This window comes from Virgibacillus tibetensis, assembly GCF_036026595.1.
Classification (GTDB): Bacteria; Bacillota; Bacilli; order Bacillales; family Amphibacillaceae; genus Virgibacillus_P; species Virgibacillus_P tibetensis.
In genome coordinates this window covers 112,252-136,934 of record NZ_JARZFX010000006.1, presented here as the reverse complement: position 1 = coordinate 136,934, position 24,683 = coordinate 112,252, and the positions used below count along the sequence as shown (strand labels likewise).

General features: G+C 40.5%; 24 protein-coding genes. All 24 read right to left on the bottom strand.

The genetic code is table 11. The features are described 5' to 3' along the window. Nucleotides 1–11 precede the first annotated feature (11 nt). Nucleotides 12–1,016 (bottom strand): ABC transporter ATP-binding protein, encoded by a 1,005-nt coding sequence (locus QGM71_RS13285; RefSeq protein ID WP_327608047.1) that lies wholly within the window; start codon nucleotides 1,014–1,016, stop codon nucleotides 12–14. 8 nt (nucleotides 1,017–1,024) lie between these two features. Further along, the gene (locus tag QGM71_RS13280; protein ID WP_327608046.1) at nucleotides 1,025–1,981 is read right to left on the bottom strand and encodes an ABC transporter permease; all 957 of its coding nucleotides are present in this window, start codon (nucleotides 1,979–1,981) and stop codon (nucleotides 1,025–1,027) included. Between the two features lies 1 nt (nucleotide 1,982). Further along, a complete protein-coding gene (locus QGM71_RS13275) occupies nucleotides 1,983–2,915 on the bottom strand; it encodes an ABC transporter permease (protein WP_327608045.1) in 933 nt (310 codons plus the stop codon). Between the two features lie 133 nt (nucleotides 2,916–3,048). Next, nucleotides 3,049–3,873: a M55 family metallopeptidase gene (locus tag QGM71_RS13270; protein ID WP_327608044.1), complete on the bottom strand. Its 825-nt coding sequence runs from the start codon at nucleotides 3,871–3,873 to the stop codon at nucleotides 3,049–3,051. A gap of 314 nt (nucleotides 3,874–4,187) precedes the next feature. Continuing rightward, entirely contained in the window at nucleotides 4,188–5,516 is a 1,329-nt protein-coding gene (murA, locus tag QGM71_RS13265; RefSeq protein WP_327608043.1) for a UDP-N-acetylglucosamine 1-carboxyvinyltransferase, read from the bottom strand. Nucleotides 5,517–5,550: 34 nt separating this feature from the next. After that, a complete protein-coding gene (locus QGM71_RS13260; protein WP_327608042.1) occupies nucleotides 5,551–6,264 on the bottom strand; it encodes a YwmB family TATA-box binding protein in 714 nt (237 codons plus the stop codon). A 113-nt stretch (nucleotides 6,265–6,377) separates the two neighbouring features. Next, nucleotides 6,378–6,608, bottom strand: coding sequence for a DUF1146 family protein (locus QGM71_RS13255; protein ID WP_327608041.1), 231 nt, complete (start codon nucleotides 6,606–6,608; stop codon nucleotides 6,378–6,380). Between the two features lie 555 nt (nucleotides 6,609–7,163). Next, nucleotides 7,164–7,559, bottom strand: coding sequence for a F0F1 ATP synthase subunit epsilon (locus QGM71_RS13250; protein ID WP_327608107.1), 396 nt, complete (start codon nucleotides 7,557–7,559; stop codon nucleotides 7,164–7,166). A 121-nt stretch (nucleotides 7,560–7,680) separates the two neighbouring features. Continuing rightward, on the bottom strand, nucleotides 7,681–9,093 hold the full coding sequence (gene atpD, locus QGM71_RS13245; RefSeq protein WP_327608040.1) for a F0F1 ATP synthase subunit beta: 1,413 nt from the start codon (nucleotides 9,091–9,093) through the stop codon (nucleotides 7,681–7,683). A 40-nt stretch (nucleotides 9,094–9,133) separates the two neighbouring features. After that, nucleotides 9,134–9,994: an ATP synthase F1 subunit gamma gene (gene atpG, locus QGM71_RS13240; RefSeq protein ID WP_327608039.1), complete on the bottom strand. Its 861-nt coding sequence runs from the start codon at nucleotides 9,992–9,994 to the stop codon at nucleotides 9,134–9,136. Between the two features lie 251 nt (nucleotides 9,995–10,245). After that, complete coding sequence (gene atpA / locus QGM71_RS13235) at nucleotides 10,246–11,757, bottom strand: F0F1 ATP synthase subunit alpha (RefSeq protein WP_327608038.1); 1,512 nt, start codon at nucleotides 11,755–11,757, stop codon at nucleotides 10,246–10,248. Nucleotides 11,758–11,775: 18 nt separating this feature from the next. Beyond that, on the bottom strand, nucleotides 11,776–12,321 hold the full coding sequence (locus QGM71_RS13230; protein ID WP_327608037.1) for a F0F1 ATP synthase subunit delta: 546 nt from the start codon (nucleotides 12,319–12,321) through the stop codon (nucleotides 11,776–11,778). Continuing rightward, nucleotides 12,318–12,845 carry a F0F1 ATP synthase subunit B gene (atpF, locus tag QGM71_RS13225; protein WP_327608036.1) on the bottom strand — a complete coding sequence of 176 codons (528 nt, stop codon included), beginning with the start codon at nucleotides 12,843–12,845 and terminating at the stop codon, nucleotides 12,318–12,320. Before atpF ends, QGM71_RS13230 begins: the two co-directional genes overlap by 4 nt. A 134-nt stretch (nucleotides 12,846–12,979) precedes the next feature. Beyond that, entirely contained in the window at nucleotides 12,980–13,186 is a 207-nt protein-coding gene (gene atpE / locus QGM71_RS13220; protein WP_327608035.1) for a F0F1 ATP synthase subunit C, read from the bottom strand. Between the two features lie 89 nt (nucleotides 13,187–13,275). Continuing rightward, entirely contained in the window at nucleotides 13,276–13,998 is a 723-nt protein-coding gene (gene atpB / locus QGM71_RS13215; RefSeq protein WP_327608034.1) for a F0F1 ATP synthase subunit A, read from the bottom strand. Between the two features lie 23 nt (nucleotides 13,999–14,021). Further along, nucleotides 14,022–14,390 carry an ATP synthase subunit I gene (locus QGM71_RS13210; protein ID WP_327608033.1) on the bottom strand — a complete coding sequence of 123 codons (369 nt, stop codon included), beginning with the start codon at nucleotides 14,388–14,390 and terminating at the stop codon, nucleotides 14,022–14,024. A gap of 597 nt (nucleotides 14,391–14,987) precedes the next feature. Further along, nucleotides 14,988–17,189: a S8 family serine peptidase gene (locus tag QGM71_RS13205; RefSeq protein ID WP_327608032.1), complete on the bottom strand. Its 2,202-nt coding sequence runs from the start codon at nucleotides 17,187–17,189 to the stop codon at nucleotides 14,988–14,990. Nucleotides 17,190–17,314: 125 nt separating this feature from the next. Beyond that, the gene (wecB, locus tag QGM71_RS13200; RefSeq protein WP_327608031.1) at nucleotides 17,315–18,430 is read right to left on the bottom strand and encodes a non-hydrolyzing UDP-N-acetylglucosamine 2-epimerase; all 1,116 of its coding nucleotides are present in this window, start codon (nucleotides 18,428–18,430) and stop codon (nucleotides 17,315–17,317) included. A 33-nt stretch (nucleotides 18,431–18,463) separates the two neighbouring features. Beyond that, nucleotides 18,464–19,093 (bottom strand): uracil phosphoribosyltransferase, encoded by a 630-nt coding sequence (upp, locus tag QGM71_RS13195; protein ID WP_327608030.1) that lies wholly within the window; start codon nucleotides 19,091–19,093, stop codon nucleotides 18,464–18,466. Between the two features lie 980 nt (nucleotides 19,094–20,073). After that, the gene (locus QGM71_RS13190; RefSeq protein WP_327608029.1) at nucleotides 20,074–21,309 is read right to left on the bottom strand and encodes a serine hydroxymethyltransferase; all 1,236 of its coding nucleotides are present in this window, start codon (nucleotides 21,307–21,309) and stop codon (nucleotides 20,074–20,076) included. 30 nt (nucleotides 21,310–21,339) lie between these two features. Further along, entirely contained in the window at nucleotides 21,340–21,915 is a 576-nt protein-coding gene (locus QGM71_RS13185) for a TIGR01440 family protein (protein WP_327608028.1), read from the bottom strand. A 66-nt stretch (nucleotides 21,916–21,981) separates the two neighbouring features. Continuing rightward, the gene (gene rpiB / locus QGM71_RS13180) at nucleotides 21,982–22,422 is read right to left on the bottom strand and encodes a ribose 5-phosphate isomerase B (RefSeq protein WP_327608027.1); all 441 of its coding nucleotides are present in this window, start codon (nucleotides 22,420–22,422) and stop codon (nucleotides 21,982–21,984) included. Nucleotides 22,423–22,449: 27 nt separating this feature from the next. Continuing rightward, complete coding sequence (locus QGM71_RS13175) at nucleotides 22,450–23,745, bottom strand: methyl-accepting chemotaxis protein (RefSeq protein ID WP_327608026.1); 1,296 nt, start codon at nucleotides 23,743–23,745, stop codon at nucleotides 22,450–22,452. Nucleotides 23,746–23,759: 14 nt separating this feature from the next. Then, nucleotides 23,760–24,365 carry a low molecular weight protein arginine phosphatase gene (locus tag QGM71_RS13170; RefSeq protein WP_327608025.1) on the bottom strand — a complete coding sequence of 202 codons (606 nt, stop codon included), beginning with the start codon at nucleotides 24,363–24,365 and terminating at the stop codon, nucleotides 23,760–23,762. Nucleotides 24,366–24,683 lie beyond the last annotated feature (318 nt).

Genomic DNA, 24,683 nt, shown 5'->3' with positions numbered 1-24,683 from the left:
CCCCCTAACGTTTATTTTGCGGCTGTAGCAGCCAAAAGCTGTTTAGCCCGTTCATCCTGCAGCCAGCAATCGACTTTGTGTGAATCAGTAAGCTGGGATGAATTGGGATAAACTTTATTACACACTTCCATTGCGAATGGACATCTGGCAGTAAATGGACATCCTTCTGGAGGTGAGAATAAATCAGGTGGTGTGCCTTCTATTGGGGTCAATTTCTCCCCTTGCAAATCCAGTCGTGGGACGGAATTCAGTAATCCCTGTGTATACGGGTGCTGTGGATCATAGAAAATTTCCCGCTTTGTTCCCACTTCAATAATTTTACCTGCATACATAACAGCAATTCTATCGGCGATTTTCGCCACAACTCCTAAATCATGGGTAATCAATATAATGGAAACGCCCATCTGATTCTGAATTTTTTCAAAAAGCTCAAGAATCTGCGCCTGAATCGTAACATCCAGTGCTGTGGTCGGTTCATCAGCAATTAATAGTTCCGGCTCACAAATTAACGCAATCGCAATAACAATCCGCTGGCGCATACCACCACTAAATTGGTGAGGGTACTGTTTCAGTCGCTCTTCCGGATTAGGAATTCCTACCAAATCCATCATTTCCAAAGCCTTCTCTTTTGCTTGTGAACCCGTTACATCTTTATGCTGGCGGAGTCCTTCCATTAGCTGTGTGCCTATCGTCAAGGTAGGATTTAATGCAGTCATTGGGTCTTGAAAAATCATTGAAATATCCACACCACGAATGGAGCGCATCTTCTTTTCGGAAACCCTCGTTAAGTCTTTTCCTTTGAAAAGTATCTCCCCATTGGAAATCCTGCCGGGTGGATTAGGAATTAATCGCATAATTGCATTCGAGGTAACACTTTTGCCACATCCGGATTCACCAACAATGGCCAGTGTCTCCCCTTTATTTAAATAAAAATCAACACCACGTACTGCTTTTACCGTGCCTCCATAGGTTGTGAAGGTTACGTGCAGATCTTTTACTTCCAGAATCTTTTCCATGGTTTCACCTACTTTCTCAACTTCGGATCTAGTGCGTCCTGAAGTCCGTCACCTAATACGTTAAAAGCAAACATTGTAAAGGATATAAAGAATGCCGGGAAAAACAGTGTCCACCAATTCCCTGATAGAATCGCACCTAACGAATCATTGGCCATGACACCCCAGCTTGCATATGGTGCTTGAATTCCTAAACCGATAAAGCTTAGGAAAGCTTCTGCAAAAATAGCAGATGGAACAGTAAGTGTCATTTGTACAATGATCGGACCCATTGAATTGGGCAATAGATTTTTCCTTATAATCCGTGATGATTTCGTTCCAAATGATTTAGAGGCGAGGACAAATTCATAGTTCTTTATTTGCAGCACCTGTCCCCGCACAATTCGGGCCATGCCGACCCATCCTGTAACTGTGAGTGCGATAATAATGGTTGTTAAGCTGGGTCCCAGAACAACAAGTAATAAGATAACTACTAACAAGTACGGCAGACCATATAATATTTCAATAATACGCATCATAATGTTATCTGTACGGCCACCTCTATAACCGGATATCCCTCCGTATATGATACCAATGGAAACATCAATTAAGGCTGCCATCAGTCCGACAAATAAGGAGATTCGTGCACCATACCAGGTTCTTGTAAATACATCGCGTCCAGCGGCATCAGTTCCAAACCAATGCGCAGCAGATGGCGATTGGTACTGATTCGGCAAATCCTGCCTGTTTACTTCATAAGGGGATAAAATGGGTCCAAAAATGGCCATGGCGGCAAGTAGTACTAAGAATATCAAGCCCATCATTGCAAGCTTGTTTTTGGTCAGCCGTTTCCATGCATCATTCCAATAAGATAAGGAGGGCCTGGAAACCACTTCAGCAGCGCCTTTATCTTCTTCCTTCCAATTAAACCACTCATTTGGGATTTCAGAAGGAGAATGGGTTGAGTTAAGCTCATTTGTTGTTTTCATATTATTCCCCTCCCTTTTTATGCACTTTAATTCGAGGATCAAGTATGCCGTATGCTACATCTACCAGGAAAAGCATAAAAATCAGAAATGCACTGTAGAAAACTGTGGTTCCCATAATTACCGGGTAATCCCGCTGATTAATACTTTCGACAAAATACTTACCCATTCCCGGAATCGCAAAAATCTGTTCAATAACAAATGTTCCTGTCAAAATCCCTGCAAGAAGTGTTCCCATAATTGTTACTACTGGCATTAATGCGTTACGAAGCGCATGCTTGAACGTAATTTTCCATGGGGATAATCCCTTGGCACGTGCCATTTTAATATAATCCTGCGTTAAAACCTCAAGCATAGTAGATCGTGTTAGTCTTGCTATAATTGCCATCGGCCCTGTGGCCAGCGCCAGAACGGGAAGAATCATATGTGCTGGACTTGACCATGTAGCAACAGGTAGGAGGCCAGCTTTAACAGCTAATTGCTGGATTAACAAGGTTGCTAAAATAAAGTTTGGTATGGAAATACCCAATACGGCCAAAGCCATTGCTATGTAATCAATGACACCATTATGTCTGAGTGCAGCTATAATACCTAAAATAATTCCAGAAATGACTGCTACAATAATCGTAATTATTCCTAACTCGAATGAAATAGGAAATCCCCTTTCCAATAAATCATTTACGCTTTGGTTAGGTTGCGTATACGATGGCCCAAAATCGAATGTAGCAATTGACTTGATATAAAGTAAATATTGTATGTAATAAGGTTCATCCAGATTATAATGTTTTTCCAGGTTCGCCTGGACAATTTCATTTGAAGCCCTCTCACTATTGAATGGAGAACCTGGGATACTGACCATCAGTACGAAGGTTAGTGTAACAATGATCCACAAGGTTACCAGCATAATAAGTAATCGTTTACCTATGTATTGCAGCATTCATTTCCACCTCCATAAAACTTTTGTTGGACATCTCTTTCTATGATTCACTTATGTTTTTTGTTAGAATATTAGCTCTTCTTTTTCTAAAACCGTCCAGGGGATTTTAGAGATTGTTTATGTATATCTTCTGCTAGGAGAAAGTCGTTCGCATGGCAAGTTCAGTCATTACAAGCATGGCTTTGTAGGCTTCGACGATATCTTTTGCATGGAATTTTACAATTGTAGTCCCCTGTTCGATTTCTGTACCAGGCATTAAATTAGCCCACTCTGCTTGACCGTAATTCGTAAATTCTATGCGCAAGACTGGGTTTTCCGGTGGTAAAAGTGGCTTGACATTTTCTTTATTTCTTAATGCTTCCTGTACTTTTTCTGTTAATAATTGTCCAGCCTTTTTCGGTGTTAAACTCTTAACAGCGGATCGTGATATAGTTTCTTTTACGGCTGCAGTCGTTACATTCGGTATAAGTTCCTCTGCCTCTTTTGCAGCTTGATCATCGCCTGCAACGAGTAGTATAGGTACTCCATAGTGACCAGCGACGTAGGCATTAAATCCCATTTCTCCAATTACATGATCATTTATGTAAAAGTTTCTAACTCCATGAATCATCGCATGTGACATAACTCCAAATTGCCCTGCACGTGCATGGTATCCAATAAACATTGCACCGTTATATGTATCATCCAGTCCCTCTACCATTGAAAGCGATTTCACGTCACCTGTAATTAATTTGGCTTCAGAATGCAGCTGATCTACTAGTATATTATTCATTTTCGAATGACTGTCATTTACCAGAATGTCATTACATCCCGCTTTATATGCTGCATCAACGACATAGTTCGTTTCTTCTGTCATAATTGTACGGCCTCGTTCATAATTATGCATACTGGAATCTACAAAACTATAATCTGCTAATCCTGTGATTCCTTCCATATCAACCGAGATATAAAGTTTCATGATGGTTGCTCCTTTTGCCGTTTTTTATGTGTTAGTAATTTTCTTTCAATTTTACCATACAAATAATGAAATTAAAAGATGAAATAATGGGATAATTTGTTGCTATAGATATACACGGTGACAAAGTGAAAATTTAAGTTTATATATATATATTACTTGTTATGGGCGAATATTTTTGAATAAGACCCTATTTTTTTAAAAATAGAAACAGCTGGGGTGATAGTATTTTGCACACAAAAACAGACAGGTCTTTTGACCTGTCTGTTACTGGTAAATACAAAATTATAGTTTAAAATCATTTCAGTTATTTAAGCTTATGAAAACTCAGCTACGACTTTATTAGTCTCGTATTCTACTTGTACAAAAGGGTTTATTGAATCGCCTTGTTCATTTACGCGCTCTATATCTGCCCCTAATGAAGCTAGTTTACCCGCCAGGTCAACATAACCACGATCTAAGTGCTTCAACTCTGTAACACGCGTATACCCTTCAGCGTTCAAGCCAGCCAGTATAAGCGCAGCTGCAGCACGAAGATCAGTTGCAGCTACTTCCGCTCCTTGTAGCTCACTAGGACCTTCAATAATCACACTGCGACCCTCAATTTTCATTTTAGCATTCATACGGCGAAATTCTTCCACATGCATGAAGCGATTTTCAAAAACCGTTTCGGTAATAACACTTGTACCTTGTGCACATAGCATTAATGTCATCATCTGTGATTGCATATCAGTAGGGAATCCAGGATGCGGCAATGTTTTAATATCAGTAGCCTTCAGTAGCTCAGGCCCGATGACACGAATCCCTTCCCCTTCTTCCTTAATAATAACGCCCATTTCTTCCATCTTTGAAATAACAGAACGCAAATGCTCACTTACTGCATTTTCGATTAAAACATTACCACCCGTTATTGCAGCTGCAACCATAAATGTTCCTGCCTCAACTCTGTCAGGAATTATGGAATGTTCTGCACCAGTCAATGTTTCTACACCTTCAATACGAATAGTTTCTGTTCCAGCACCTACAATTTTGGCACCCATTTTATTTAAATAGTTTGCTAAATCCACAATTTCCGGCTCTTTAGCACTATTTTCAATAATGGTTTTACCATCTGCTAATGCAGCTGCCATCATTATATTTTCAGTAGCACCTACGCTTGGCACATCTAAATAAATCTTTGCACCTTTAAGACGACCATCTACACTGACTTCGACAAAGCCATTTCCTACATGAACATCAGCTCCCATTGCTTCGAAGCCTTTTAAGTGCAAGTCGATAGGACGTGATCCAATGGCACATCCTCCAGGCATCGCTACATTTGCATGGCCATAGCGGGCCAGTAAAGGACCCAGTACCAAGACAGATGCGCGCATTTTTCGTACATATTCAAAAGGTGCTTTTGTTTTTAATTTATTTGAAGCATCTACATATATTGTATTATTTTCAAATTTCACTTCTGCATTTACACTGCGTAAAACTTCATTTATAGTGTATACATCAGCCAGTTCGGGGACGTCTGTAATCGTACTCTTCCCTTCACTTGCAATAAGGCTTGCAGCAATGACAGGAAGTACTGCATTTTTGGCACCCTCTACTCTAACGGTGCCACTCAATTGGTGTCCGCCTCTTACGATGATTTCATCCATATTTCAAATCTCCTTCAGATCCAATTTCATAATATTAATATTCATTTATTAGGATAGGTGTTCCAATTGTGTATGTCCGCTCTCCTAATTCTTGTTCAATAATAGCTATTTGTACATTTTGTGGTACTTTCTCTATAGAGATTTGTTGATTCCATAGTGATATATACCCGTAAATTATTTTTTTAACCCTAGAATTTTCAACTGTGTCGTATTGTGTATTTATGTGTTCTATATTGAAATGTTCTATTATATTAGTTAAAAGACTATCACTATCCATTATACCATTATCTCCTACAGAGAGACAAGCAAACTTTTTAACAGATTTAGTAAAATACTTCCTTTCTATTGATTCTACTACTGTAAGGTACTCCTTTTTAATAGATTCGTTCCAGAATTCCCCTTCAATAATTACAATCAGCTCTGCATTATGTTGTTCATTTTTAGGCATAACGACATTATATGTTTCGGAAACATCTCCTGATAGTAGGGTGTTCCTAAAGGAATAGTTTATACTGTTCTTCTCTTTTGTAATAGTGACTAAATGACTATTTTTTAAATCTTTTATAATATCGTCACTTTTTTCCCTGCTAATTGTTTCTTTCCATGTAACCTGCCAATTTTCAAATAACAGATCCCTTTCTGTTGCAAATTCAGCTAAGTCAATCATCTCATCCGATGCCGCGCCTTGGGCCACCGTTTCCGTTGTGATCACTAAAAATAAAAGTATGATAAGTACCATTTTTCTCATATTAAAAATCCCCCAGTTCCGACTATAATATCTATAGTATGAACTAGGGGATTATATTACATACTGAACAAATTGTGACAAAATAATAGATTGCTCGCTATACTGGCTTCAGCCTAGAAAAGAAACATAATATCTCTTGACCATTGCATAAAATCGAGGAAAAATCTACTTACACCTGTACCTATAACGATGGTTACGAATAACAAAAGTATTCTTGCTTCTGTTGCTCGTCCTTTTCGTATTATCGGGTCAAAGTTTATCGTCAGAACTACCCGCCATGTTATATAAATAAATAATAAATGGGATATCATACTTACTAATGCTAATTGTCCAATTGAAAACATAAGAACCACCTTACTATTTGTTTTGCTACTAGTAACTTTGCCATTTCCAGTGTGAAAAGTCAATGGATTGCTGTTATTGCAGAGTAAAGTTATTGCAGAATCTACTATCCGTTCGTTTTAAGACTTTATTCGCATAATTTGTTGCTAATGATTTAAACTGCCACACAGTGAAAGTTATCTTACGTAGGGCTTTTTCTCTTTCTAATGAAGATTTAGTGCTTGAATTCGCTCCGGAAGCATACTTCGCATTTCACAGTACTGGATTAGCGCTCATCTACTAAAGGATTGGAGGAAGTCACACTAAATTACGTCACATGTATATATAAATTACCAATTAAGATTGAATACTTTAGAAGCGAGCCTAATTAAAACTATATATACATCAATCTCCTTCATACTGCTACATCCTACAAAAATCTTTTTGTATGAGAATTAGCACGAAATTAGCAAAACTGACTTCCCATTTCCCGGGAAATATCGACACAGAAAGCAACTATTTTAGATCCATTAAAAAATCTCTTACAACATATTGTCATAAGAGATTTTGTCTGTTTGCTAATTACCGACATTTAAGCGGTTTAATGCTCTTTTGAGTGCTAATTCTGCCCGTTGGAAGTCAACATTGTCCTGTTTAGAGCTGAGACGGCCTTCTGCGCGTGCCTTTGCTTCTTTGGCACGTTCCACATTAATATCAGTAGGTTTTTCTGCAGATTGAGCTAAAATTGTAACTTTATCTGGCCTTACCTCCATGAATCCACCGCTTACAGCAAGTCTTTCCACATTATCATCCCGTTTCAAGCGAACCGAGCTGATCGTTAATGGAGCGACAAGTGGAATATGACCTGGCAGTATTCCAAGTTCTCCACTTTCTGCTTTACAGCTAACCATTTCAAAGCTGTCTTCCAATACTGGACCATCAGGAGTAACAACACTCACAGTTAGTGTTTTCAGGTGTAACCCCTCCTTAGACTGGTATGAAGTAACCATAAAAGATATGCCGTCATTTGAACATGCTATAGACAATCTATGGTTACTACTTAACCTTTATCCGGAAACTTCTACCGTATGTTTATTATTCCATGCTTTTTGCTTTTTGAACTACATCTTCGATACGGCCTACCAGACGGAATGCATCCTCAGGTAAGTCATCATATTTACCAGCCAGAATTTCCTTGAATCCTTCAACTGTTTCTTTAACAGGTACATACGATCCCTTTTGACCAGTAAATTGTTCTGCTACGTGGAAGTTTTGAGACAGGAAGAATTGAACACGGCGTGCACGGGAAACAATAAGTTTATCCTCGTCACCAAGCTCGTCCATACCCAGAATTGCAATAATATCCTGTAATTCCTTATAGCGTTGAAGCGTACGCTGTACTTCAAGTGCAACTTGATAGTGATCGTCACCTACAACTTCAGGATCTAACGCTCTTGATGTGGATGCTAAAGGATCCACAGCAGGATAGATTCCTTGCTCTGATAGCTTACGATCCAGGTTTGTTGTTGCATCTAAGTGAGCGAAAGTTGTTGCTGGTGCTGGGTCAGTGTAGTCATCGGCAGGCACATAAATAGCCTGAATAGATGTTACTGAACCTTTATCTGTTGATGTGATCCGCTCTTGTAATTGACCCATTTCCGTTGCAAGTGTCGGCTGGTAACCAACAGCAGACGGCATGCGGCCAAGAAGTGCTGATACCTCAGAACCTGCTTGTGTGAAACGGTAAATGTTATCAACGAAGAACAATACGTCCGCGCCTTGCTCATCACGGAAATACTCAGCCATTGTCAAGCCAGTTAATGCAACACGCATACGTGCTCCAGGTGGCTCATTCATTTGACCAAATACCATCGCTGTTTTAGCAATAACTCCAGAGTCTTTCATTTCATAGTAAAGGTCATTACCTTCACGTGTACGTTCACCAACACCGGCGAATACGGAAAGTCCTCCATGCTCTTGAGCAATGTTGTTAATTAATTCCTGAATTAGTACTGTTTTACCAACACCAGCTCCACCGAATAAACCAATTTTACCACCTTTAATGTATGGCGCTAATAAGTCTACTACTTTAATTCCTGTTTCAAGAATTTCAGTCTCTGTAGATAGGTTTTCGAACTTTGGAGATTCACGGTGAATTGGATCTTTACGTGTATCTGCAGCTAATGGCTCATCCAGATCGATATTTTCACCAAGTACGTTGAAAACTCGACCAAGTGTAACTTCACCTACTGGAACAGATATCGCGCTTCTTGTATTTTCAACTGCCATACCACGCTTAACGCCATCTGTTGATGACATCGCAATCGTACGTACACTATTGTCACCCAGATGAAGTGCAACTTCCAATGTAAGACTGATGGTTGCCTTCGACTGATCTTCAGACTCGATTTGGAGTGTTAAAGCATGATAAATTTCTGGAAGCTGTCCGTCTTCGAATTTTACGTCAACGACAGGTCCCATTACTTGTGTAACGTGTCCTTTGCTCATCGGTTTCCCTCCTAACTAACTTTCAAAAATGGCGGGAGAGCTACTCCTGTGCAGCTACTCCACCAATAATTTCCGTAATTTCCTGTGTAATAGCCGCTTGACGTGCGCGGTTATAAGACAATGTCAAGTCACCGATCAGGTCATCTGCATTATCTGTCGCACTTCTCATTGCCGTCATACGTGCAGCATGCTCACTTGCTTTACCGTCAAGTAATGCCCCATAAATCAAGCTTTCAGCATATTGTGGTAAGAGAACTTCCATAATCTGCTCTTGATCCGGTTCGTATTCGTATTGGCTGGTTGATCCACTCATTGATTCTATATTTGTAATAGGCAGCAATTTTTTTGTAGTTACTTCTTGTGAAATGGCGCTTATATAATGATTGTAGAAAATGTTCAATTCGTCAATTTCCTCATCAATATACATTTGTACCGTCTCTGAAGCCAGTTCTTTAATTTCAGCAAAATTCGGCTGATCTCCCAGACCCAAGATACTCTTAGCTACTGGAATATCACGCTTTCTGCAGAACTCAAAGCCCATACGCCCTATTGCAATTACAGTGTATTCATCAGGTGATGTATGACGCTGTTGAATCGTTTGGTATAGATGTCTTAATATACTGCTGTTATATGCACCTGCTAAACCTCGATCTGAGGTTATCACAAGGTAGCCGGTTTTTTTAACGTCACGTTTACTCAGCATTGGATGACTAACATCCATATTATTGTTAGCAATACTTGCTACAACTTCCTGGATTTTGTCACTGTATGGTACAAATGCCTTTGCATTCTGTTCTGCTTTACTCATTTTCGAAGCAGATACCATTTCCATTGCCTTTGTAATTTGTTTTGTTTTTTTCGTCGAATCAATTCGACCTTTAATATCTCTTAGTGACGCCAAGCTTTTCACCATCCTTTCCTCAAAAGGCTAAGTGCTCCTCACCCACGTCCAGCTTCTGGTGTCCAGAAGACTTCCTACCCTGTATCTTCGATAAGTGACGCCCTGAAAGAAAACCTCTTTCAGAATTCCTTTATCTTGAACTGGAGGGGATGTTCGATTAAATAAACCGCTTTTTCTCGGTGACATCGAACCACCCGCGATGCGCGGGCGCAGTCTTTACGACACTAACCAGTCGCCTTTCGCTTTTGTTCTTACTTTTCTGTAGGTAAGAATGTTTTCTTAAATGTGTTAATTGCATCATTCATTAAATCAGCTTCTGGAAGGTTACCAGTATCTCTGATTGAATTTAGTAATTCTTTGCGGTTACTGTCCAACCACATATGAAGTTCACTTTCAAAACGGGTAATATCTTCTAAAGCGATGTCGTCCAGGAAGCCTTTAGTTAGTGCATAAATAATCATAACTTGTTTTTCAACAACTAATGGTTTATGCAACCCTTGTTTAAGTACTTCTACAGTACGTGCACCACGGTTAAGCTTCGCTTGTGTTGCTTTATCAAGATCTGAACCAAATTGTGAGAATGCTTCAAGCTCACGGAATGAGGCAAGATCCAAACGCAGTGTACCTGCTACTTTTTTCATTGCTTTAATTTGGGCAGAACCACCAACACGTGATACGGAAAGTCCTGCGTTAATCGCTGGTCGAACCCCTGAGAAGAATAGATCAGATTGCAGGAAGATCTGTCCATCAGTGATTGAGATTACGTTTGTTGGGATATATGCAGAAATATCGCCTGCTTGTGTTTCAACGAATGGTAAAGCAGTTAATGAACCGCCACCTAATGCGTCACTTAATTTTGCTGCACGTTCCAGTAAACGGGAGTGCAAGTAGAATACATCCCCTGGGAATGCTTCACGACCTGGAGGACGACGTAATAGCAAGGAAAGCTCACGATAAGCTGCTGCCTGCTTGGATAGGTCATCGTATACAACAAGTACATGTTTCCCGTTATACATAAATTCCTCACCCATTGTTACACCTGCATATGGAGCCAGGTACAATAATGGTGCCGGATCTGATGCACCTGCGGATACAACAATTGTGTAATCCAATGCACCGTAACGACGGAATGTTTCAACAGTATTTCTTACCGTTGATTCTTTTTGGCCGATTGCTACGTAAATACAAATCATGTCCTGATCTGCCTGATTTAGAATCGCATCAACCGCTACAGTTGTTTTACCAGTCTGACGGTCACCGATAATAAGCTCACGCTGTCCACGACCGATTGGAACAAGTGCGTCAATCGCCTTAATACCAGTTTGTAATGGCTCATCAACTGATTTACGATCCATAACCCCTGGTGCTCCAGACTCAATTGGACGAGACTTTGTCGTTTCAGCTGGTCCTTTACCATCAATTGGCTGTCCAAGTGGGTTAACAACACGTCCAATCATTTCTTCCCCAACTGGTACTTGCATGATACGTCCTGTGCGACGAACTTCATCGCCTTCTTTAATCTCTGTATATGGTCCCAGAATAACGATACCTACGTTGCTTTCTTCCAGGTTTTGTGCCATACCCATAACGCCATTTGCAAACTCAACAAGCTCTCCGGCCATTACATTATCAAGACCGTGAGCACGTGCGATACCGTCCCCAATTTCAATAACTGTGCCGACATCACTTACTTCAATATCTGAATCGAATGTTTCGATTTGCTGCTTAATCAGCTTGCTAATTTCTTCAGCTTTGATGCTCATACCATTTCACCCCTATCGTCATTTGTTTGCAGTTACAATATTCCTTTCGATTCTTTTTAGTTTTCCACTAACAGAACCGTCATAAATCGAGTTACCCATGCGGATTTTGATTCCACCTATAATGGAAGGATCGACTATGTTTGTCAGCTGGATTTTTCTTTTGTTAAAACGCTTGGCAAAAGAAATTTCTAGCTCCTGTCTTTCCGAATCCGATAGTTCACGAACAGAATATACTGTTGCTTCTGCAATTCCTTTTGCATCATTCACTAGTTGAAGAAAATGATCAATAATGGATGGAGTGATCTCAACACGATGGCGTTCTACAAGTAACTTCAATGTATTTACGACATCTGTCTGCAGACCTTGAAACACTTCTTCCAGGAACTGTTTCTTTTTCGCATTATTAACACGAGGATGCTTTAGGAATGTATATAAATTTGCATTTGTTTGAAATACTTCTTTCACTACCTGGAGCTCTTCAACGAATTGTTCCAGAACAGCTTTTTCGCTTCCAAGTTGGAAAAGAGCGTCTGCATAACGTTTAGCAACTACTGCTTCACTCATAGCTCTTCTCCTACCTCTTTGATGTAATCATTGATCAACTTCTCTTGATCCTGTGCACTAATTTCTTTCTCAATAACTTTACTGGCAATAAGCACAGATAGTGATGCCACTTTATCTTGTAACGCTTGAAGTGCTTTTTCTTTCTCGTTCTGTATGTCAGCTTGAGCTGCTACTTTAATGCGGTCCGCTTCAGCACGGGCAGACTGAACAATATCCTGTTCCTGTCTGACACCAGCATTTTTTGCATCCTCAATTATTTGTTGTGCTTCTTTTTTCGTCTGTTGGAGCTGTTCGAATGCTTCTTTAGAAGTCTTCTCTGCTTCGACACGGCTTTTCTCTGCAGCTTCTATTTCATCTGCAACGTAATTCTCACGCTTCTCCATCATGTTCATTACTGGGCCCCATGCGAACTTCTTCACTAATAAGAGCAATACAATAAAGAAGAACAATTGCATTAACATATCGCCAACACGAAAACCACCAAGTACTGCGTATATCATCGAATATTCGGTGAATGCTTGCACATAATTCACTCCTTTCACTTTCATTAGCGATCATCAATTATAATAATTAATTTTTTTACTAGAATAGTGTATAAGCAACGGCGAAGGTTCTTTTGAAGATGATCTCCGCCATTTAAATTATTACTCTATTTAAATTACATAACCATTAATGCGATTACTACTGCGATGATAGGCATCGCCTCAACTAAACCAACACCAATAAACATTGTAGTTTGCAGTTGACCTTTTAATTCTGGTTGACGGGCAATCCCCTCAACTGTACGACTTACGATTAAACCGTTACCAATACCAGCACCTAGTGCACCTAATCCTACTGCAATTGCAGCTGCTAAAGCTCCCATAATATAAATCCTCCTCAAAATAGTTATATAAGTTTTTTAATAATTTCCGGTTCCAATAGTTAACTATTAAAACTGGTTAATTAACAATACTAATGCTCTTCACTAACTTTATGCGACATGTAAACCATTGCCAGCATAGTGAAGATAAATGCTTGTATTCCTCCAATAAATATACTGAAACCTTGCCAAGCCAAGAATGGTATTGCTCCACCCACAAAGCCTAATACACTTGAAGTTGTCAGTCCAACGAGCAGTGCCAGAAGAACTTCCCCTGCATACAAGTTACCGAATAGACGCAAACCAAGTGTCAGCGTATTCGCGAACTCTTCAATAATTTTAATTGGAAATAAAAACGGTAATGGCCGGAAATAATCTTTTGCATATTCTTTTCCGCCACGTAATTTAATTCCATAGTAATGCGTCAACACAATAACCATTGTGGATAGTGTTAATGTAATACCCGGATCAGCTGTCGGTGATTTCCACCACAGGTCATGACCGAACACGCCGTTCGTCATAACACCTAACATGTTCCCAACTAGAATGTAAGTAAATAATGTTAGTGCCAGCGGCAGGAAAACCTTCCCTGTCCTCCAATCCATCGTGTCATTAATTATTCCTTTGATAAATTCAAGGATCCACTCCATGAAGTTTTGTGCACCAGTCGGTTTCATTTGCAGCTTTCTGGCACCCAGCACACAAAGAACAAACACAATCAATGAAGTTATAGCTATCATAAGTACATTTGACAAATTAAAGTCAAGCCAGGATATTCCAAATACGTCTTCTACTATTGGTGCTCCATGATCCACCTTATTCACCCCTCTTTCAAGCACTAATCCCTATTTCTAAATAAAGCAAAATCTATCATAATGACCAGGTAGGATGTCATTAATCCAATTAGAACAGCAATGATGTGAAAATTCTCTTCGTAACGAATTGCGATGATTACTACCAATGCGGCGGCTGCAAACCTCGATACCGTCCCAAGACCCCTTGGGGAACGCTTTTGGGCTACAGCATCTGTGAAGTCAACAATCTTCTTTTGCAGGAGATATAAGTTATAGAAACTTACTGCACTACCCATAAGAAGTCCGAGAAAGATACGTGGGTAAGGTGTAAAACCGGCTCCAAGTATCAGAATTGCGAGGAGGTAGTACATCCACTTGCGTTGACGTGCTATCATATTTTCATATTGCGACATAATTCCCTCTTCTCTCGTAATTTACCGAACCATTGAATTTTACCAGTCTGCCCAAGAAAAAAACCCACTATTCTAGATAATGGTTTCCTAGATAGCTTGTCTCCATTCAATTATCACTCTCACCGCGCAGATTTTCCACATTCATTTTAAAAAAAGGAAGTTAGTGTGCGAAAAGTCACTGCATTTGTAAAAGGTATTCGATATAATTATGTAAAATCAACTACCAGAGAACACAATTATTGCAGTATAAATGTAACCCTTGTCACACTAAGTAAGTGTACAATAGCCAAACCTTGTTGTCAATTGGTTTGAGGCATGTTCCACATTTAACTAACTTCCATTATATTCAATCATTTTTCTGAGCATTCCAACGTATTCACACATGTGTTTTTAGCCATCTTCTGACAAAAACACACAAAGGGAAACAGAAGCTGTTTTTATGGAAAGATTACTTCTGCTTCCAGCGGGCTTTTTAGTCGAATACATCGTCATTAAATCGAATGACTGAAGAAATCCATCTTCTATTATAAAGGAAATAACAAGCTACTAACGTGACATTTTTGTGAACATCCATTATCTATTATTCACTACCCCGTTCTATGGCTCAATGTACAGAACAGACTCATAACTTTCATAGGTTCCATCCTCTAAATAAACCGTGATCAGCGCCGTATATTCTCCTGGTTTACCGAGTTCAGACTGATCCAATTGTCCTTCGTTCATCCCCACGTGAAGATCATCTTTTTCCAAAAATAACCGGTCAAACAGGAGTGTATCCTGATCGTACAAAGCAATCTCTACACGTCGGGCAGGATCTGTAATATAGATCTGATATAAATAATTTTCGTCAGAGAACGGTTTTAAAGTGAATTCAAACCCCATTACCTTTGGATTATCTGCTGTTTTATTAACAAACAAGTAAGGCAGGTGATAGGTTTGGTCATATTGATTTAATGTAAGCCACCCTTGATGCATTCCTTCACTCAATTGTCCTGCTGTAATGCTTATCTCAATCGGAATCGTTTTTCTTTCCTTCTTATTTAACGTGAATGACTGGGGCATCTTCCACTGAATCCCTTTTTGTTTTTTTGGTATGTCAAAGGAGTACCTCTGAGCTTCATCAGTCGTATTCTCAAGGGTTACCTCGATCGTCTTTGTTTCCATGTTGTTATTTATTTTTCCAAAAGCCAATAAGGGATCATAAATAATTGTTTCCGCTTCAATTGCTCTGCCTGGCTGTATCTCCCCCATACCTTGAACAATTGGCTGGTCCGGATAGCCCTCAGCTGTTCGCATGCGAAGTGCGGTTGTTTTCAATGAACCAATAATCTGTTCATTCGTCCATTCCGGCTGTGCTTCTTTTACTAAAGCAATGGCTCCAGCAACGTGGGGGGCTGCCATACTGGTTCCTTGCAATTCTTGATATCCTCCTGGGACCGTGCTTACAATGCTTGTTCCAGGTGCGAGAACATCTGGTTTGATGTCCCAATTAACTGTTACTGGTCCCCGCGAACTAAAATCAGCTATTGTATTCTCTGTTTCAATATAGGCTGTTTCCAGGTAGAAGGCACCTTCTTCCAGCTGCTGGTATAGCCATTCCCCGTCTTGCTTGGTAATCGCCGCAACGGGAATTGTAACCGGATTGGGATGATCGATCATCCCCTGGAGAATTCCTTCTTCGTTATTATAAATAACCACAGCTGCAGCTCCGACTTCCTCTGCCCGCTTTGCTTTTTCATAAAAGGGGATTCTTTCATCACGTTTATAAAGGGCTATTTTCCCTGCTATGCTCGTTTGAGGATCATCCCCTTTTACTATTGGATATGTTTTCGCCAGATTCCACGGTTTTGATCCGAGCATTACCTGTAATGGAATAGACTTATCTGTTGTTGCTTCATACAGATAAGGAATGTGCTGTGGTGGCGTGGATGCGCCAACGGATAACGCCTTTGTTGCGGTAGCTGGGGAACCAACTGTCCAGTTGTTCGGTCCATTATTCCCATTTGCTATGACGACAGCCACCCCTAAGTCAACGGCTCGATCAACCGCAACGCTCGTGGGATAATCAGGACCATTGACACTATTGCCTAAGGAAAGGTTCATGACATCCACCCCGTCTTTTACCGCTTGCTCCATCGCTGCGATAACCTGCACTGAAGTTCCACTCCCACCAGGACCCAATGCACGGTAGGCGTAAATATCGGCATCAGGTGCCACGCCCTGTAAATCTCCGTTCGCTGCAATAATACCTGCGACGTGAGAACCATGTATCGTCGGAATTCCATCCTCTCTCCCGGTTTCCATGGGATCATCATCCAGATCCACCAGATCAAAACCAGCCTTATAATTCTTAATTAAATCCGGGTGGTTGTAATCAATTCCCGTATCAATAACACCTACTTTTACCCCTTCTCCCGTATAATTTGTTGTATTAAAGTCAGATGGAAGAATGGCGTTGGGTCCTCTTTCTGATAGTTTATTAAAGGTTAGGGATGTGGTTAGGACTGTTGTTTCATAGGTTTGTACTGTATGTATCGCTTTTATAAAATCAAGGGATTCCATTTTTGCCAATCTGTCAGGGGTCCCCTGCAGTGCGAGCCCATTGAATAGCTGCTCATAGGTTGCAATTACATCAATAAACGGATGATATATTTCAATATAGGCCTTGTGGTCGCGCGGGTTCCCTTCAACTTCGATAATGACTGATTGAATATCCTTTTGTCTTTCTAACGCCTCTGATTGGAGAGGGACAACTATGAGTGCGGTTATGATGGTAAGCAAGGAAAGGATTCGGCGCATGATGGAAACTCCTTTTTTTCTTTTAGCTTTTGGTATAAAAGGGGAGAATATACGTGAGTTAATAATTTAGAAAACAAAAAAACACTGTTCTCTCTAGTATTGAGAGAACAGCTCTTAGCAATCCATTACCTATTAAAATATTCGACAATAGCGTCTGCTATTCTGCGTGATGCCTCTCCATCGCCGTACGGATTAGAGGCCTTCGCCATTTTTTCATGTGCTTCTTTATTTGATAAAAGTTCATTAGCCATATTGAAAATCGTATCTTCTTCCGTCCCTGCCAATTTCAGGGTTCCTGCTTCGATCCCTTCTGGGCGCTCTGTTGTGTCGCGCAAAACCAGCACAGGTACACCAAGTGATGGAGCTTCTTCCTGAACTCCACCAGAATCAGTCAGAATTAAATGCGCTCGAGAAGCAAAGTTATGGAAATCAACTACTCCCAGAGGGTCGATCAGTTGAATTCGGTCATCATTGCCCAGGATGTCACTCGCCGTCTGTTGAACGGCAGGGTTCAGGTGAACGGGATAGATGACATGAATATCATCATGTGCTTCAACTAAGCGTTTGATTGCACGAAACATTTGATGCATATTACTACCTAGATTCTCTCGGCGGTGAGCGGTCATTAAGACAAGCCGCTTATCCCCCAGGGCATCAATTATCGGGCTGGAATATGTTTCGTCAACAGTGGTTTTCAATGCGTCTATTGCCGTATTGCCTGTTACAACAATGCGGTCAGCTGGTTTATTTTCATCCAACAGGTTTTTCTTTGAATTTTCCGTTGGAGAAAAATGCATGTCTGCGATTACGCCGGTAAGCTGTCGATTCATCTCTTCAGGATACGGGGAATACTTGTCCCATGTACGCAGACCTGCTTCTACGTGTCCAACCGCAATTTGATTGTAATAGCCAGCTAATGAAGCCGCAAAAGTCGTTGACGTATCTCCATGCACCAATACGATATCCGGCTTCGTTTCCTTCATTACGTCGTCAAGACCCTCTAAGGCACGGGTTGTTATTTGAGCAAGCGTCTGCTGTTTCTTCATAATGTTCAGATCATAGTCTGGCGTTATATCGAATATTTCGAGCACCTGGTCAAGCATCTCGCGGTGCTGTGCAGTCACTGTAACAATTGATTCGAATTCCTCTGTACGTTTATTTAATTCAAGCACGAGTGGTGCCATCTTAATTGCTTCAGGTCTTGTCCCAAAAATTGTCATCACTTTAATGCGTTTACTCATTATATTCACTCCATTAATCATAATGGGAGATCACTATTTTGTACCGAATAGTCGGTCACCAGCATCTCCAAGTCCAGGGATAATATATCCTTTTTCATCGAGCTTATCATCTAATGCGCCCAGGTAAATATCGACATCAGGATGCTCTTCTTTAATTACTTCCACGCCTTCTGGTGCAGCGATCAAACACATTAAGCGGATACTGCGTGCGCCGCGTTTCTTTAAAGAATGAATCGCATCATTTGCAGATCCTCCTGTAGCGAGCATCGGGTCTAATACAATTAGTTCACGTTCATTAATGTCTGATGGTAATTTAATATAGTATTCAACCGGCTGTAATGTGATTGGGTCACGGTATAATCCAACATGTCCCACTTTAGCTGCTGGGATCAGGTTTAGCATACCGTCAACCATACCTAGTCCGGCACGCAAAATTGGTATAAGGCCAATTTTTTTCCCGGCCAGTACTTTAGCTTTTGTTTCCATTACTGGTGTTTGAATTGTTTTATCCTGCAGCGGTAGATTTCTGGTGATTTCGAAAGCCATCAATGTTGCTACTTCGTCCACAAGCTCGCGAAATTCCTTTGTCCCTGTGTCTTTATCTCTTATGTACGTTAATTTATGTTGAATTAACGGATGATCCAGTACGAAAACTTTTCCCATTGCCGATCACTCCTTTTATTTAATTGCATCTTTAAAATTGTACTCAAAAAACGACAAGGTTTCAAGTTAATACAAGATAATGCCGTTTATTAATTAAAGTTCTTATCGCAAGTTATGTTGCTTTTAATTCTCGTAGTTGATATAAAAGACGATGTAATGAAAATTTGAATTCATGACACTTTTTCTCTTTCTAATGATGGTTGAGCTCTTCATTTCGCTCCGGCAGAATACTTCGCTTTCCATGGGCACGGCCTCAGCCTCCTCAGAAGCAAAGAACGCTTCTTCCGGGGTCTTCAGACACGTGCTGTTCCCATAGGATAAGGAATGCTTCAGCGAAAATCCCTCGCACGAAGAAAATTGCCTTTTATTTTCAAGGAGTCTGCGTATTCTGCCTACGCTGATAAAGATTTCTTGATTAACAATTAGTTATAGTCCATAAAATCAACGTTTCATGTGTGTCTTTTCACCCTAAAAAGAAAGTTATATTAGCTACGGGAAAATGTAAAACTCCTCGAAAAATACATCCACTTTTTTCTTCGTGTGATGTAATACTGCTGAAGCTTTACTGTGGTGGTCTTCAGTTGATGCTTTCCGCAGGAGTCGACTACTGTCCTACGTTCCAATCAACAATAACAAATAGCACGTATTTGTCCACTAAAACAATAGATAAATATTATGACAAGTAAAACACCAACGGAGGAAAAACACGAAGACTCCTGCGGGAATAGCGAAGACGCTGAGACCCCACAGTGAGCGTACTTTGCGAGCGAGGAGGCTCAACGCGAGCCCGCGGAAAGCGTAGTGTATTTTCCGCAGTGGCAGTTAACAATCTATTCCAGAGTTACTTCGTCTTATATATATTATGTGTCGCAAACAACTAGTATTTTCGGTTTTATGCTTATAAAGGTAAGTAAATTTGCTATTGCCTTTATTTATCAAGAGAAAAAGGTGTTCCTATACTACGGAACACCTTTAAGTATTTATGCATATAATGGAAATTTACTAGTTAATTTCATCACTCGATCTGCAGCTTCTTTTAGAATTGCTTCATCTTCATAGTTTCTTAGTGTAAGAGAAATAATTGCAGCAATTTCCTTCATTTCCGCTTCAGCAAATCCACGAGTAGTTACCGCTGCGGTACCGATACGAACACCACTTGTTACAAATGGGCTTTCTGTTTCAAAAGGAATAGTATTTTTATTTGTGGTAATTCCAATATCATCCAGTACTTTCTCAGCAACTTTACCAGTAAGCTCCAGGCTAGTTACGTCCAACAATAATAAATGATTATCCGTTCCGCCTGAAACGACGCGAATCCCTTCATTCCCAAGTGCTTCTCCAAGCGTTTTTGCATTTTTAACAACCTGCTTCGAATAGCTCTTGAAATCATCTGATAGTGCTTCTTTGAATGAAGTTGCTTTGGCGGCAATGATGTGCATTAATGGACCACCCTGCATTCCCGGGAAAACAGACTTATCAATTTTTTTCGCATATTCCTCTTTACATAAGATCATTCCGCCACGTGGGCCACGTAATGTTTTATGCGTTGTCGTTGTAACAAAGTCAGCATATGGTACTGGATTTGGATGAAGTCCGCTTGCTACCAGTCCAGCAATATGCGCCATGTCTACCATCAGGTACGCCCCAACAGCGTCTGCAATCTCGCGGAATTTAGCAAAATCAATAATACGCGAATAAGCACTCGCACCAGCAACAATCAGTTTTGGCTGCACTTCTTTTGCCTTTGCAAGCACAACATCATAGTCAAGCTGTTCCGTTTCTTTTTCCACACCGTAATCAACAAAGTTATACAATGTACCACTGAAATTCACAGGGCTGCCATGTGTCAAGTGACCGCCATGATTAAGATTCATTCCTAATACGGTATCACCTGGTTCCAATATAGTAAAATACACTGCCATGTTTGCCTGTGCACCTGAGTGTGGTTGAACATTCGCATGTTCTGCACCAAAGAGCTCCTTCGCACGGTCACGAGCCAGATCTTCTGCAACATCGACATGCTCACAACCGCCATAATATCTTTTTCCCGGATATCCTTCTGCATATTTATTCGTCAGTACAGAGCCCATTGCTTCCATAACTGCTTCGGATACAAAGTTTTCTGATGCGATCAACTCAATCTTATCCTGCTGGCGTTTCTTCTCCGCTTGTATTGCTTCATATAGTTCATTGTCTGCTTGTTTTATGTGTTCCATGTTAAAAGCCTCCTATGTATATTTATTGTTTTATTTACAACTACTATTAGCCTTCGTGCTATCATAGCTTGCACGCTGCCCGCCAATCAGTTTAGGGCGCGTACGTGCTGCAGCAACACGAGCATTTCCGACAAAACGCTGTTTAAAACGTAATGGAACGGCTACATGCTTTAACTGCATACCAATCATGGTTTCTCCAATATCCATACCGGCATGAGCCTTTACTGTTTCAACAACTACAGGATTTTTCATATTCCTATAAGCATAGGATGCCATTGAACCACCTGCCGAAGGAACGGGAACGACGGATACTTCATCGAGATGATAGGCTTCGAGTGTTTCTTTTTCCATAACTAAAGCCCTGTTCAAATGCTCACAGCACTGAAAGACGAGATGAACATCTTTTTTCAGTTGCAGCTTTTTTAATGCATTAAAAATGATGGCAGCAACATCCATACTGCCGGAGGTTCCGATGTTTTCCCCAGCAACCTCACTAGTAGAACAACCTAGTACAAAGAGATCGCCTTTTTTTAAAAAATCATTCGTGACCCATTCTGTTACGACAGCTTCCATATCCTGTTGTACTTTCTCCTTAAAGTCTACCATAAAACATTCACCTGCCATAATAGAATCTAAGGCAGACTCGTTTATAATTGCCTGCCCTGCTGCTTGTTACTGATCTTCATATGAAGTAATTTTCCCTATACGGTTCGCATGACGGCCTCCATCAAATTCTGTTTCCAGCCATACTTTTGCTACTTCACGAGCCAATCCTGGACCAACAACCCGCTCTCCCATAGCCAGTACATTTGAATCGTTATGCTGTCTTGTCAGTTTTGCACTGTATACATCATGTGTTAAGGCACAACGGATTCCTTTTACTTTATTCGCAGCAATTGACATACCAATGCCCGTCCCGCAAATAAATATTCCACGGTCAAATTCACCGCTCGCAATACGCTTAGCAGCTGGCAGTGCGTAATCCGGATAATCCACGGATGTCTCGCAGCTGCACCCCGCGTCTTCGTGTTCAATGCCCATTTCTTCTAATAAATTCTTTACTTCATTTCGGACAGTCATGCCCGCATGGTCTCCTGTAATTAAAACTCTCATCATGTATTGCTCCTTTCTAAGATGGTTTTATGAAACATTAAATTGATTGATTTGTTTATTTAAGCTTTTTGCTTGTTCCTCCAGCCCGTGTGCCAGAATATCGACTCTTTCAATTGTAGCTGCCTGTTCTTGGATTGAGGCGTTAACCTCTTCTGAACCAGCAGATGTTTCCTCTGCAATGGCTGCAACCTCTTGTGATTGTCTCACCGTATCCTGGATCGATTTCAACTGCTTATTAACTAAGTTCTCTATCGTACCAATTCCAGCAGCAACCTCCATTACTGTACCCGACATTTGCTCAATTGCAATATTCGTATTGGCGCCATGTTCTGCTTCCTTTTTGGCATAGACAACATTTTCATTTATTTTCTCAACAACTCGTGCTACATCCTCTTGAATTGCTGTGATTAAACCAGAGATTCGCTGAACTGCCTGAGCACTCTGATCAGCCAATTTACGGATTTCCTCTGCAACCACGGCGAACCCTCTGCCATGTTCTCCAGCACGAGCTGCTTCAATGGATGCATTTAGTGCAAGCAGATTTGTCTGTTCAGCAATATCCCCAACCATAGAAATAATTGTCTCGACCTGCTGTGCGTTCTGCTTTAAATGATCGACATCCTTTAAGGATATCTCTTGTTCATCTGCCAGCTTTTGAATACCCTTTACTAATTGGTTTACCACATTCTTGCTGTTCGTTAACGTAACGAGCATCTTTGTGGACATCTCTTTTGATTGCACTGCTTTTTCCTGCACTTCACCAGCAAGCCCTGTTGCTATTTCAACAGATTCAGCGGTATGCTGCACTGCCTCTGACGAGCTTTCTGCGCCTTTTGAGATTTCATCGATTGACGCACCGATTAAGACGGAATGCTGGGCAGCCTGGCTTGATGCTTCTTTCATTTGAATGACCGAGTTATTTGTATTATCGAAGTGCTTGTCTATATTATGCACCATATTCGTTAAATTTTTAAGCATGGTATCGAACCCAATGGATAAAGAACGAATTTCATCATCGGATTTAGGGATTTCAATGGTTTGATTTAAATTACCATTCGCTGCTTGTGAAGCAACATATTCTAACTTCTCCAGTGGTTTGGTAATCATACGTGCTGCAAAAAAAGCCAACGCTCCAGTCCAGGAAATTCCCAGAAATAATGTGACAATCGTAAAGGCTTGCTCGGAAACCTGCCAAAAAGACTGAATATAATTAAAAATAAAGTAGAGAAAAAACGCACTAACAGAATATGTAATTATTGCTAAAATTGTAACAAATAGCACTAACTTTACCCGCAGACTAAAACGGTACTTCTTCTTCCCCATTCCCTTTCCTCCGATTATTCATTTATTTTACTTTGTAATAAATCAACGTACTTTTCCATTTCATCAAGCGTTTCCTTGTATATTCTCAGGTCACCACCAAATGGATCTGATATATCATAGTTAATCAGATTTGCCTCCAGTCGCTTAATCTTTTCCAGGTCCTCCTTCATATATTCTTTGAGTTCCTTGTCCAGACGGTTACTATCAAGCTTGTGTTGGTTCTCCTGGATAAATAGTGATCTTTTTTCTTCATAATTGGCATAGGTCTGTTTTAATTCATCCCATACCTTTTTATCAGCGTCGGAAACATATTCCTTCAGCGTGAAGTATTTCTCCTGAAAATTCGGGTATTCCATAATCAGCGATTGTTTATGCTGTGTAGTCATGGTTAAAACGATATCTGCCCAATGCAACAATGTATCAGTCACCGGCTGAGACTTGTGATTCATTCGAATCTGGCGCTGCTTTAATACCTCTATAGTATGTTTATTAGCCCGCTGATTTTCTCCAGCAAATATCCCTGCGGACTTCACCTCCACATCAGGTATTTTATTTACAACTAATGCTTCAGCCATTGGGCTTCGACACGTATTTCCCGTACAGATAAACAAAATCTTCATCGGTGTACCTCCAATATTAATCTCTACTCAAATATATCATATAATGCAGAACATTGTCAGATTAATTAGTCTGATTTAACGGCACTCTTCTCTAACAAAAGTGCGGGGCGCCTGTTTATCACCGTATGCACTGCCCTCACACATCGCGGGTGGGTCGACGTTGCCACTTTGTAGCGGCGTAGTTTGTAGTTCTTCCACTGTGACATGAGAATCTTATCTTTTATAAAATACTTCGAGTCTTCTCGTTCCCCTGAATAAAGGTTGTTTTCGAAATAAAATAAGGCTGCCTTCCAGCATAAAAAAAAGTGATTTTCTCTG